Annotated in this window: 9 protein-coding genes; 4 read left to right on the forward strand and 5 right to left on the reverse strand. The window is 34.3% G+C overall.

Annotated features, from left to right (window positions below; translation table 11 throughout):
* Positions 1-179: 179 nt before the first annotated feature.
* The 4 genes from QE109_RS06055 to QE109_RS06070 all read left to right on the forward strand — a co-directional run bounded on the left by QE109_RS06055 (position 180) and on the right by QE109_RS06070 (position 3,826).
* Entirely contained in the window at positions 180-656 is a 477-nt protein-coding gene (locus QE109_RS06055) for a UBA domain-containing protein (RefSeq protein ID WP_281093520.1), read from the forward strand.
* Between the two features lie 103 nt (positions 657-759).
* Entirely contained in the window at positions 760-1,269 is a 510-nt protein-coding gene (locus QE109_RS06060) for a DUF4342 domain-containing protein (RefSeq protein ID WP_281093521.1), read from the forward strand.
* A 120-nt stretch (positions 1,270-1,389) separates the two neighbouring features.
* Entirely contained in the window at positions 1,390-2,079 is a 690-nt protein-coding gene (locus tag QE109_RS06065) for a response regulator transcription factor (protein WP_281093522.1), read from the forward strand.
* Entirely contained in the window at positions 2,063-3,826 is a 1,764-nt protein-coding gene (locus QE109_RS06070) for an ATP-binding protein (RefSeq protein ID WP_281093523.1), read from the forward strand. The genes QE109_RS06065 and QE109_RS06070 overlap by 17 nt, the downstream gene beginning before the upstream one ends.
* An 85-nt stretch (positions 3,827-3,911) precedes the next feature.
* On the opposite strand, the gene QE109_RS06075 is transcribed toward QE109_RS06070, so the two are convergent.
* The 5 genes from QE109_RS06075 to QE109_RS06095 form a co-directional block, all read right to left on the reverse strand.
* A complete protein-coding gene (locus QE109_RS06075) occupies positions 3,912-4,562 on the reverse strand; it encodes a HutD family protein (RefSeq protein WP_281093524.1) in 651 nt (216 codons plus the stop codon).
* A 62-nt stretch (positions 4,563-4,624) separates the two neighbouring features.
* Positions 4,625-5,317: a YjjG family noncanonical pyrimidine nucleotidase gene (locus tag QE109_RS06080; RefSeq protein WP_281093525.1), complete on the reverse strand. Its 693-nt coding sequence runs from the start codon at positions 5,315-5,317 to the stop codon at positions 4,625-4,627.
* A 22-nt stretch (positions 5,318-5,339) separates the two neighbouring features.
* Entirely contained in the window at positions 5,340-6,125 is a 786-nt protein-coding gene (locus QE109_RS06085) for a 3'(2'),5'-bisphosphate nucleotidase CysQ family protein (RefSeq protein ID WP_281093526.1), read from the reverse strand.
* Positions 6,126-6,138: 13 nt separating this feature from the next.
* Positions 6,139-9,789, reverse strand: coding sequence for a UvrD-helicase domain-containing protein (locus QE109_RS06090; RefSeq protein ID WP_281093527.1), 3,651 nt, complete (start codon positions 9,787-9,789; stop codon positions 6,139-6,141).
* A 2-nt stretch (positions 9,790-9,791) separates the two neighbouring features.
* Positions 9,792-13,112 (reverse strand): PD-(D/E)XK nuclease family protein, encoded by a 3,321-nt coding sequence (locus tag QE109_RS06095; protein ID WP_281093528.1) that lies wholly within the window; start codon positions 13,110-13,112, stop codon positions 9,792-9,794.
* Positions 13,113-13,204: the final 92 nt, after the last annotated feature.

A 13,204-nucleotide genomic window follows, 5' to 3' on the forward strand; every position in this document is an offset into this window, starting at 1 on the left:
AGAAAAACTGTTAACATTCATTAATGTCGCTTACGGTTTCTTAACAATTATTTTCATGTGTTATTAAGTTGATTCTATCTGTTTTTTAACCATTCATTGGTTTCGTATTAACGTAGAGTAGATATAATAAACTCAAATCATAGTAACTTGAAATCAAACGAAAATAAGGAGGAATTAAAATGTCAGTTACACTTGAAAATATTGAAAAAATAATCGAGCGAACTAAAGTAAGTTATAAAGAAGCGAAAGAAATGCTTGAGTCATGTGGCGGCGATGTAGTTGAAGCAATTGTTCAAATTGAACAACAACAAGCAAAATCACAATCAGATGATTCAAAGGCAAAAAAGGCTGCTTTTGAAGCAAAAAAAGAAACCCTATTGCTACAAGCTAAATTCTGGGGAAAACAAGCACTGAAACTACTCAAGAAGGCTATGTTGATCAAAGTACTTTGGAAAAAAGAAGATAAAGTTCACCTTGAACTTCCACTACTATTGGTTTTGATTTTTGCGGTGTTCGCAATGCCATTTTCAGTAATCGTACTCGTTCTGCCATTTTTCTTCGGTATTAAAATGCAACTTAAAAAGAACAATGGCAAAGTTACTGATATAAGCGACTGGATTAAGGAACATACACCTAATTCAGATCAAAACAATTAATTCTATCCAAATTCTAACCATTCTTTGGTGATGAGTTAATGAATATTTGTTAAAATAAATTAAGTTAAGGCGTAAGTCAATTAAATATTATAGGAGGCATAATATGGCAGTAAGTTTAGAAAAAATCGATATGCTCATGGAAAGAGCTAACATAAGTTATAAAGAAGCTAAAGATGCACTTGAGATGCATGATGGCGATATGGTAGAAGCACTTATCTATCTAGAGGCTTCAAATAAAACAGCATATTCAAAACCCGGTCCTAAACCTAATAGACCACCACATCCACACCCACGTTCAGGTCAAAGAAGAAATCAAAAACAGAACAACGATTTCTTTGACGATATGAAAAAATTCTTTGCTAAAATGCATAAAACTAGTTTCGTAGTAGGCAATAAAGGTAAACGTGTCTTAGATATTCCTTTAACTATTGCAGCACTACTCATCCTTTTTACTATGCCAGTATCAATGTTTCTATTGATCGTACCTTATCTATTTGGATATAAAATTTCCATATTAGACAACGAAGGAAAAAATGTGAATTTCGATAAAACATTCCATTTCGGCGAAGACAAAGAGGAAGCTCCTAAAGAAAATGAAGATCGTATGGAGTAATAGGGTATCAAACACTCAGAGAGAAGCCATCGGTTTCTCTCTTTTTACTTTAAAATAGCCAATTGAAATGCTATAGTTGTAATATAGATGAATATAGAAATGAAACTTTGGAGGTAGAAAATGCAAAGGATTTTGGTTGTTGAAGATGATATCAAGATTGCACGATTTATAGAACTGGAACTTACACACGAAGGGTTTACTGTTGAAACCGCAAATGATGGCAGAACGGGGCTCGAAAAAGCACTAGAAGTTGGATTTGATCTAATTGTACTTGACATTATGCTTCCTGGACTCAATGGCATGGAAGTATGTAGAAGAATCAGACTCAACTCTGAAGTTCCTATTATCATGTTAACTGCAAAAGATGATACCATGGACAAAGTCATGGGACTTGATTTTGGCGCTGATGATTATATGACTAAGCCATTTGCAATTGAAGAACTCCTAGCAAGAATTCGACGTATATTTCGAAAAGTCACCATGCAAATCCCTGTGAATACAAACTTGTTTTTGTCTGGCAGTCTCAAAATTGATTACAATCAATATATAGCATATTATGACCAGACACCAATAGAACTCACTAAAACAGAGTTTGATTTACTTCATTATTTGGCTGAAAATAGAAACATCGCTTTGACAAGAGAACAAATTTTGGACAAAGTATGGGGCTATGATTATTTTGGTGAAACAAAGATAGTGGATGTCTATATTCGCTATTTGCGTAGCAAAATTGACGATTGTTTTAACACAAAATTCATTCACACGGTTAGAGGGGTAGGTTACCTATTTAAAGATGAAGATCATAAGTAAAGAAACCATAAATTCAACAGAAACAAAGCATTCAAAGCGAAGAGACAAACCAAGGGAAACATCTGCAACAAAGTCTAAAAATCCCGCTAAAAAAGTTATTAAAACTCAGATGAAACAAGTTATAACAGAAAAATCCATTAAACCACCAGTTCAACCCTCAATAGTAACTACACCACCAAAGGTTCAAAAGAAACCTAAACTTACTAAAGATGAAGTTACTAAAAAAAGAATCGCACACATTGAGGCTGAAAGAGATAAACGCAAAGCAGGTCAGTCTTATTTTTCAGTAAGTTACGATCGTTTTGTCTCGTTGATTCGGTTTAATATCACGTTTAAACTCACCATTGGTTATGCTATAAGACTTGTTTTTTTAATCGCATTTTTATTCTTTTTTGTATATATCTCATTCTCATATTATTTATTTTACGATGCACAGCAAACGATAAAAGAAGATATAAGGTATATCGGTCAAGTTATGTCTCAAGAACAAAATTATCAAGCAGACATAATTACTGATTATCTAGATTTTCATACGCTTTCTTATTATGTATATGATAGCCAACATATTCAGATCTTTTCAAATACTGATGACCCAGTAAATTTTGATACAGCTATGCAGATTTCAGAATATAATTTAAGAGATTTTCCAAATTTTCCAACCTTGTTTGAAACAGATTCTATTTTGCTTGAAGATGGTACGATGTACTATATTGCGTTAAAATCAAATATGCAAGAGCAAACCAATAATATTGAAGCTACTTTTCCTATTGGTTTTGTACTTTGCTTTGTTTTGATTTTATCCTCCATACGTTCAGCTTCAAAAATGGCGAAAAAACATCTTAAGCCAATTGTGACTATGACAGATCAAGTTAAAGATATGTCGGCAAACAATTTGAGTACTAGGCTCAATGTAAGTGGTACAAAAGACGAACTCAAAGACTTAGCACTTACTTTTAACCAAATGTTAACTGACATTCAAAAAAGTTATGAACGTGAAAAACAATTTGTTTCAGATGCGTCTCATGAATTACGTACGCCTATCGCAGTAATCAAGGGATATGCAGGTATGTTAAACAGATGGGGAAAAGATGACCCTGCTATCTTAGAAGAAAGTATTCAAGCAATTCTCGGTGAAACGGACAATATGCACAGCCTAGTTGAAAGTTTATTGTTTATTGCTAGAAATGATAAAGGAACACTCAAAATGGATACTACCAAGTTTAGTTTTAGTGACTTGGTAACAGAGATTGTCAAGGAAACACGATTGATTGACACGCAACATCAAATTATTGACACACTTGAAACAGACATTTTCATCCACGGTTCTGCAGACAAACTCAAACAAGCATTTCGAATCTTTATAGATAACTCTATCAAGTACACCCCCGATTCTGGAGAAATCAAAATTACATTAAGACGTTCAGAAAAACACTCAATTATAGTACTCTCCGATAATGGCATCGGAATTTCTAAAGAGGATCTTCCAAATATCTTTGATCGCTTCTATAGAGCTGATAAATCCAGAACAAAAATGCGAGAAAATCAGCACGGTGGAACTGGACTTGGTTTATCAATTGCCAAAATTATCATTGAACAGCATGGTGGTACAATTCATGTTGCTAGTGAACTTAACGAAGGAACTACCTTTACTATTTTTTTACCTATACTTGATGAACCAGTTACTGATATCCTAGAGGAAGAGCCCCTAAAAGAACTGCAAGATGATGAATTCGGAAAAACATCCTAAAAAAATCCCATGACCAAGATACACTATCTTAGTCATGGGATTTATCTTTATCTATATCTGTATCAATTAACTTTCATCTCAAATTTTAATAAGTAACAGCAAATAGAACCACTTGAGATGAATTTACACCATTATGTTTAAGTCGATATTTTTTTATCTCATCAACTTCAACCAAAGTATAATCTAACAATAATAAATCTTCACAAGGTAACAAGATACTCATAGTATCTGAAACATTCAAAGAGATATTTCCTTCTCTTGAATAGATTCCAAGTGTTAACTTGTGATCTGCAAGTGGTAGCCTCTCATCAAATGCTTCTGGAAAAATACTACCTAATTCTTTACCATCCTCAGAAACTTTAGCTGCGTTTAGTATGCCATACGCACCTTCATTTAACATAAGGTTAAAGTCTCTTGCAATTCCTTTGCTTTTTGTCTCCCAGTCACCCTTAAAACAATGAGATTCATAAGGATTCAGTGTGATGCTATACATTGGCTTTCCATTTTGATGATGTGATAAGTGTAATTGATGATCAAAAGGCATAATCCAGCGTTTAATCCCAAAAAGAACTGTAAAATCCGAAAGTTCCTTAGTTACTGTCGCCGAACTAACTCTCCATAAAAAATCTCTGTTTTTATAATCACCATCATGTGGATAAATTTTTAATTGAGTCGTTTCACCGTGAGTCCATGTATTGCTCTCATAATTTTTTTTTTTGATAATTTGATACTGCATTTTTTGCCTCCAAAAGTACAATCTAATGCTATTGTACCTTTTTAAAGACAAAATTCAAATCTTTATTTTAATATAGCCTCTAAATCTTCTAGTTTATGGACCATCATTTTGTAGTTCTGTTCACTGGGTTGAGAAGCTAGTTTCAAGTTTACCCAACAAGCATCAATTCCAGCATTAAAAGCGCCTGCAATATCAGCTTTTAAAGAATCACCTATCATCAGAACCGTATTTCGATCTTTGTGTCCAATTTGCGATAATGCTTCTGTAAAAATTCTCTCGTCAGGCTTACTAAACCCTACTGCCTCCGAGATAATAATTGCGTCAAAAAATATATATAAACCAGACAGTCTAAGTCGATTTTCTTGAACAGACTGTATACCATTGGTCAATGCAACCAATTTATATTTTTTACTCAGATTTGTACATAGTTCCTGAGCATATGGAACTTTTTGTATTCCTTCTCCTAAACGCTTTGTATAATATTGACTAATATCTATCGGATCAAAATATAGACCAAGGCGATCTACCAATTGAACAAACCTTTCAGTCTTAATTATGTCACTTGTAATTTCTCCTCGTTCTAGAGCTCCCCATAACGGCTTATTAACAGCATGATACATTGCTTCAAATTCTTCAAATGCTATCTCACCACCATATTTTTCAGCAGTTTTTTGTAGCGCACTGTATTCAGCATGTTCAAAGTCAAAAAGTGTATTGTCTAAATCAAATAATAATACTTCATATTTTTTTGTCACGTACGCCTCCAAAAGCCAATTGCTAAATTTTTGAAATATCTATTTCATTTTCAATGCGGTTAATAATATAGAAACCATAATTATGCATATCTTCCTCACTATAATCAATGTATTGATGATCAAGTCGTCTCATAATGCCACCCGCTTCATGTACAATACACTCCATAGCACATGTATCCCACTTCATCGATCGACCAAAATTATAATAAACATCATATAAGCCCTCGGCAATCAAACAACCTTTTATTGCACTTCCCATTTCAGTTACACTTAAAATATCTTTAGCAAACGCTTTCTGCAAAGCTAAAGTTTTCTTTGATGGATGTGACCTACTGATTAATAAATTAAATGGCTTTATTCGACTTGAAACAGAGAGTTTGACAGGCACACCTCCATCCTCAAGCCTAAAAGCACCTTGATCTTTGGTTGCATAATAAAATCGTTCTCTAACTGGAATATATATAACACCTAAAATCACTTGATTGTTCTCAACCAGTCCAATACTAACTGAGAACTCACCATTTTTCTTAATGAACTCTTTTGTGCCATCAAGTGGATCTATGATCCAACATCTACGCTTAACAAACCTGCTGGCATCATCCACAACCTCTTCAGATAAAAAACCATCTTCTGGAAAATTATTTTCAAGTATATCCAAAATAACTTGATTTGCCAATACATCAGCTTCTGTCACTGGGGATTGATCGAGTTTATAAAGCACTGAAAAATCTTTAGCATACACATCCAGTATTTTATCTCCTGCGCATTTTGCAGCATATAATGCTGCTTCCAATTCTTTTTTCAACATATCATCCCCCTCATCACATCTCATATAGATAATCAATACTGGTAAAATAAATATACTTTTGTTTGACTTGTTTTCCAGATAATTCGACAAGTGCTTTTTCATATAAATCTAATTGAATTTTATACCTACTAGAAACTGAATCAATGGTTTGATGTGTAACTCTATCTGTCTTGTAATCCACAAGCACTAAATCATCATGCTCTTCGAAATATATATCGATAATTCCCTGGATCAACTGACCATCTTCTTTAAGCACAAAAGGCGTTTCTCTGTAGATTTTTGAAGCTAAACGCAACCTACTCACAAACTCTGAATTTAGATAATTTTGAATCTTAGTGATATCAATTTTATCTACAATGGGCAACTCAATCAAATTCTGATTCACTAATTGATTGATAAAGGTAGCAATTTGATTTTTATCAGCACTCATATTGATGTCAATCTTTTCTAAAACTAAGTGCATAGCAGAACCAACCTTTGCAGGTGTAATACCAACTTCTTCAGATAGAAATTTAGGCGCTTCATACATCTTCGCTAGCTCAAATGTTTCTTGTTCGCCTTCCTTTTTTTTGCTTGAAACAGAAATTTTTATTGGCTTATATTCACTAATTTTGTGAACAGGTTCAAATGATAATCTCTTATCTACTTCCTCATAATAAGCAGTTTTTTTAGATGTCTCAACTAATTCATCTCTTGGAGTAGTTACCATTACTCTAAATTTTTCGATTTGACTTTTCTCTTTATATTCCTCTTCAATAGTTGCTTTTGCCAATCTTTGTTGATCGAGATAATTAATTTTTACCTCTTTATCGCTAATCAGGCTGGTCATAATCCAATCTATAAAGCCACCTGCGGTGATAAGTGAAAGCATATCTGTCGCTCTCTCCCAATGTTTTTGTTTCTTCTGCACATCTCGAACAGTTGCAAATAATATCAACTGATCTACCGGCCGAGTTAAGCCAACATAAAGGACACGCATTTCCTCAGATAAAGTCTCTCGTCTAAGTTGCTCTCTTATGGCAAATTGAGGTAATATCTTAGACTTAACACGCATCTCGCTATTAACTTTGCTTAGGCCAATTCCCAAATGCTTATGTAGCATCAAATCACCTTGTGCATCCATAAAGTTAAATTTTCTTCCTAATCCACTCATTATTACAATTGGAAATTCAAGTCCTTTTGATTTGTGAATACTCATGAGCCTCACAACATCTTCATCTTCTCCAATTACATTGGCGACACCTAAGTCACCACTGCCGATGTTCATTTTATCAATAAAATCGATAAAATGACCTAGTGTAACAATCCTGGAGCTCTTTAACTCATTTGCACGATCTACTAATAGCTTTAAATTAGCTTGCCTAGAAACACCACCTGGCATCGCTGATGCATAATAGAAAAAATTGGATTGTCCAATTGCTTCCCATACTAACTCGTCAAGTGGTAAATACTTTGATTTCATAACTAGATCATCGATCATACGAACGAAATCGATTAGTTTTTGCCTACTTTCCATAGGAATTAATTCATTTTCAATGGCAGCAAATATACGTTTGTAGTAGTGCTGTTTTTCACTTACCGATGATTTAATCCATATGATTTCTTCAATACTCAGTCCAACAATTGGGGATCTTAAAACGGTAAGTAACGGTACGTCTTGATATGGATTATCTACGATCCGCAAAAGTGCCATAACAAATTTTATCTCAAGTGCATCAAAGTATCCTGAATTACTATCAGCATAAAGTGGGATACCTGCCTCCATAAAAACTTGCTCAAAAGTAGGTGTCCATGAACGCGAGCTTCGCAGTAGAATAACAAAGTCACGATAAGAGCAAGGCTTAACCGTTCCTTGTTTAGGATGATAGACTGCACTTCCTAGACGCTTTTTTATCACATTAGCAATTGCATTTGCTTCTAGTTCTTCAGTTTTTAATGCCTCCACAAATTCGTCGTCATCATCCTCAGAAATATCACTTTCGTCATATTCATCATCAAAAGCATCACCAATATCTATTTTTGATATTAGGTTTATTTCCATAAATGGACTTGAACATGGCTCAAAATGCATCCCCGGATATAGTTTTGCATCTGAATCATAGGTAATTTCACCTAAATCATCCGACATTATCTCTTGAAAAACCTTATTTACTTTATCCAGAATATCGCCTCGAGTACGAAAATTTTTTCTTAAGTCGATCCTTATATGTGTTGGTGAACCGTGCTTTGCAATATGCTCATTTACCTTGGTTAAAAGTACATCATCAGCATCAAGTTGATCATACTCATTTGGATTATGATCAAGCTTTTTTATTATATCCTCAAATTTTGTAAAGGCTTTATACTTACCGATAAACAATTCTGGGTCAGCAAGTCTAAACTTATAGATACTTTGCTTCACATCGCCAACCATAAAAAGATTAGTTGGTCTACATACACTCTGAATAATATGTTCCTGAATGCCGCTTGAATCTTGGTACTCATCCACAAATATATATTCAAATCGGTCTCTATAACTTTGACTGATTAGTTCATCTTCTAAAATCTGAATAGCAAAATGTTCTAAATCATTAAAATCCATCAAGTTTCTTTTTCTCTTAAGCATTTGATACCGCTCTGAAAAAGCGATTGTCAGTTGGCTAAGTTGATTGATCATAGGTGTCATCACATCTAGTTCAGAATCAAACTCACCTATGCTTTTATAATCAAAAAACACTTTGATATTTTCTACCACTTGCTTTTTAATCATCTTATCACGAATATTTGATTTTACTTCTTCTATCAGCAACTCGTCGTATAATTCTCTTTCGCCTTTCTTAATACTTGCAATACGATCAAATTTGAGGTTCAAAATCATTTGTTCAAATGCAACGATATCCTCTGAAGCTTCAAGCAATTGACTTAATTTCTTGATATCAGACTCAAGTGTAACTAAGTAGGGTTCAGGTCCTTGAGGCAAAACACAAAGCGATTGCGCATATTCGAGAAGTGATATACCACTATTAATTTTTTCTTTAAAATAATACATCATCAAATCAATCCATTTTTTCCGCATTGGATGATCTCTATTTTCAAAAATAGAAATTTGGGCTTCTAACCATTGATTAGGATGAGGCTGACTTTGAATAAACCCATATATTTGCAAAATCATTTCAATTAGTTTTTCGTCACTTCTGTTGCCAGAGTACGCTTCAACAAATGCTAAAAAATCCGGATTTTTCAATTCATAAGCGTCTTCAAGCACTTCTTCAATCGCCTGGCGAACTAAGATGAGTCGTTCTGGTTCACCCAACATTTTAAAACCAGGGTCACAATCAATCTTTTGAAAATTGTTTCTTATCACATCTAAACAAAAGGCATGAAAAGTCTTGATACTAGACCTATTGAGAAGTTTGATTTGTTCATTAAGATAGACTGAGTCTCCTTCATTTTTTTCAATTACGTCTGAAAGAGCTTGTTCAATTCGACCTCTCATCTCACTTGCTGCAGCGTTGGTATAAGTTACCACCAACAATTTATGAATCTCCACTTCACGTCTCAATATCAATTGCGTAATGCGCTCAACTAGTACAGCAGTTTTTCCCGAACCTGCTGCTGCAGACAAAAGTAAGTTAGCACCTCTCATCTCAATTGCTGCTTTTTGTTCTAAAGTCCACTTAGCCATGATTATCCCTTGAACCTTTCTATAATCTCTACATGCGAATACGATTTGAAATTTCTATATTTGTTTCCTTCAAACCGCTTATCAAACTGACAAATCGCCTTGAAATCGCAGTATTGACAACTTACAAAACCATCAGATTTGCACGGAGAGATATCTATTTTGCCATCTAACAACTCCGCCCCTATTGTGCTAATGGTTTCATTGACATGCTCAAGCATTCCTTCAAATGCTTCTAGTGGCATCACTTTTGAATCTTTTGTAAAATCACCATCCACTTTTAATTTCACTTGGATCACATTAGAATGGTTTTTTTCATAGAGTTCAGTATCCAGTGATTTCAAAACTTTAGCACTCTCAAGTGAAAATCCATCCATCTTAAGCTCTGAAGCAATCTTCTCAGCAATGCGCTCTGCAACTTGTTCAGTACTTTCAATCATGGGATCATCTATTCTAAAATAGAATGCACCTGCTGGCAAAACTTGTTCAGCTGAAAAATACTGTGGGTTATCAAGGCATGCTTTTAGATAAACCATAAGTTGCATTTGTAGACCATTATAAATATCAGAAAGCGATAGTGCTTTCCTACCAGATTTATAATCAATAATCTTTATATAGTGTTCATCATCTATAGTAACTTTATCAACTCGGTCGATTACACCTTGTATTAACAACGTTTCATTATTTTGTAGCTGGACTACTATCGGTGGTACAGCCCCAGCGCGATTGCCAAATGCAACTTCAAAAGCTGTTGGCTCAAATAAACCACTTTGCAGTTGTTGGGTCAATAACCAGCCAGCTTTTCGAGAGACGCGTTTTAACTTCTGAATCAGGTATTGATATTGAAATCTAGAATGATAAATTTCATAGTTTGTCATATCATCTATAATATTGGTCATCAACTCATTGACTTCAGGCTGCAATAGCGTTTGCCAATCCAGATGCTTTGCAAAAATTTCCTTACCAAATTTTTCAAGTGCACTATGAAATAAAACACCAATATCAGGTGCCCCTAATTCAAATCGTCTGTTTTCTATTGGTTTAAGGCCTGCATCAACAAAATATTTGAAAGGACATTGAACAAACTCTTCAAGTTTTGAAACACTTGATTTAATAGGTAAATCATATACTCTTTCAACCATCTCGCGGCTTAACTGTGACACGGCATTGGAGTGTGCAAGACCTTCTACAATTAACTGAGCATATCTATTCTCATTTGAACAATACCATAGAAAAACACTTGACCAAATTGAATCAACTGGATATCCATCTAACTGTCGGCGTAATGACATCGACAAATGCTTAAGCGTTGCTTTTTTTCCAGAAATGGTATACGGAACATCAACATTCATAACGCGTTCATCAATCACTTTAAGATTGGTTGTAATCTTTAACAACTTTGTGATGAGATAAGACGGCCTAAGTGCATTACCCTCTGCATTGGCCCTTGCATAACTAAATGTGATCCGATCCATTGGCCTTGTTAATCCAAAATATATATTGAAAATCTCTTTATCTGCAAAAATAATACTATCAGCTACGATCTTAACACCCTTTTCGTTAAAGAGTGCCTTTTCAGCGTCTAGTAATAACTGTTGATCATTTGCAAGTTCAGGGATTATACCATCATTAAATCCTAGGAAGAACATCACTTTAATTGGATGTGATCTTGATCGGTCTAAGGAACCTACCAACACTTGATTTTCTTCTAGTGGGAGTATCCCTACTTCTATAGCATCAAATCCAGCTTCAAGCATCTCATAGAGATCATCCCAAATGACAACTTCATCTCCCATGAGTTCAATAAGTTGATCAAATAGATCCATGGTCTTGTTCCAAATCTGTGTAAATTGCTGCGCTTCATTTATTTTTCTATCCGATGTGAATTTTGAAATAAATTGTTCAATTTTCTCTGGAATTTCAAATGCACATAACATCATATAAATTTTCTCTACAACTGTGCGCACTCTAACTTTTTGATGCCTTAGCTCCGGGTAAATAACATTAAAAATACGTTCTCTAATTTGGTCAATTAACAGAACTTGATCCTCGTCATCCATTATTTGATTTTGAAGTTTAGACAAATTCATCCCTTTCGCAGTGAGATAAAGTTCAAAATCGGCTGATAGCAAATTATCATTTGAAATAAATCCAGGTTTTACGAAAGCAATTAAAGTTTCAGGCTTTACCCCCTCAGCGAACAATTTTACATAGGCCTTAATTGTATGGATAAGTGGATTACTTGAAACATTGACTTTATCATCGATAAAATATGGCAGGTCCATTTCATCGAAAATGCGCTTAATATTAGTTTTATACCCCTCAATGTCATTTGATATAACGGCAATATCCTTCCATTGGTACTGACCCGTACGTAATAATTCTAATATCTGGGCGCCACAAAACTCTACTTCTGACATCTGATTCTCAGCTGCAAAAATTTGAATATTATCAACTTTGCCTTCAAGTTTTTTATAAGGGTATGCTTGGATATTTTCTGCAATATGATTAATTGCCACTGAGGCCGGTTTTCTTTCACACAAAACTGTTTGAAGTGCTACTTTGCTTCTTTCCGCAATTGCCACAAATTTCGAGAAGGCATAATTGGTATGCCTAAAAACTTGTGAGGACATATCACCGTCAGAACATAATGATAGTGTAATATTGTTACAAACAAAACTCATACGTTCCATAAGTTCAAACTCTTGCTGCGTAAAGCTATCAAAACCATCAATCCACACCTCAGCATCTCTAAGCAGATCGGATTGCTCAATATGTTCAAGTGCAAATTCAAAAAAATCCTCTTCATCTTGATATTGATCAGACTTAAGAGCTTCATATGCTTGATATATAACCCTTATATCTTCTAATTTGTTTTTTAAAATTGGATATTCTTCAAAACCTTTAGTCGTTTCTTGCAAAAGTTCTGGTGTTACTCTATTTTGCTTTAACTCTTTGATTAAATCGTGAAATTTCGTCAAAAAACCCATTTTTGTATTAGCTTGTTTGTAAAGCACCAACTGGTTTTGATTTTTAATAAAGATGCGTCGTAATAACATTAGTTTCCCAACGTCGTCAATTGCGATCCCTTTGGGCCGACCAACTTCTTGTATGATTTTATGTGTTATTCTTTTAAAACTTACAATCTCTATACCAATAAAACCTTCACTTTGCATATGCATTATAAGTTGCTTTTCTGCTTCTAATGTAAACTGCTCAGGAACAATCAATATTATTTTTTGTTTTTTTTGGTGTGCGTTTGCGATTTCATTGTAAATATGATGCGTTTTACCACTTTTGGCTTTTCCATAAAGAATTCGAATCATATGACCTCCAGAATCCGCTTAATTACTATATTTTACCACTAAAGGAACGATACATCAAGGCGATAAAGCGTTGAAAATACGCATTATGACTA

Origin of the sequence: Fusibacter bizertensis (genome assembly GCF_029914245.1) — a bacterium.
GTDB classification, from domain to species: domain Bacteria; phylum Bacillota; class Clostridia; order Peptostreptococcales; family Acidaminobacteraceae; genus Fusibacter_C; species Fusibacter_C bizertensis.

What these genes read in the sequence shown, in the direction of transcription:
- QE109_RS06055 (WP_281093520.1), top strand. Translation starts at nt 180, where the DNA reads ATGTCAGTTACACTTGAAAATATTGAAAAAATAATCGAGCGAACTAAA.
- QE109_RS06060 (WP_281093521.1), top strand. Translation starts at nt 760, where the DNA reads ATGGCAGTAAGTTTAGAAAAAATCGATATGCTCATGGAAAGAGCTAAC.
- QE109_RS06065 (WP_281093522.1), top strand. Translation starts at nt 1,390, where the DNA reads ATGCAAAGGATTTTGGTTGTTGAAGATGATATCAAGATTGCACGATTT.
- QE109_RS06070 (WP_281093523.1), top strand. Translation starts at nt 2,063, where the DNA reads ATGAAGATCATAAGTAAAGAAACCATAAATTCAACAGAAACAAAGCAT.
- QE109_RS06075 (WP_281093524.1), bottom strand. Translation starts at nt 4,562, where the DNA reads ATGCAGTATCAAATTATCAAAAAAAAAAATTATGAGAGCAATACATGG.
- QE109_RS06085 (WP_281093526.1), bottom strand. Translation starts at nt 6,125, where the DNA reads ATGTTGAAAAAAGAATTGGAAGCAGCATTATATGCTGCAAAATGCGCA.
- QE109_RS06090 (WP_281093527.1), bottom strand. Translation starts at nt 9,789, where the DNA reads ATGGCTAAGTGGACTTTAGAACAAAAAGCAGCAATTGAGATGAGAGGT.
- QE109_RS06095 (WP_281093528.1), bottom strand. Translation starts at nt 13,112, where the DNA reads ATGATTCGAATTCTTTATGGAAAAGCCAAAAGTGGTAAAACGCATCAT.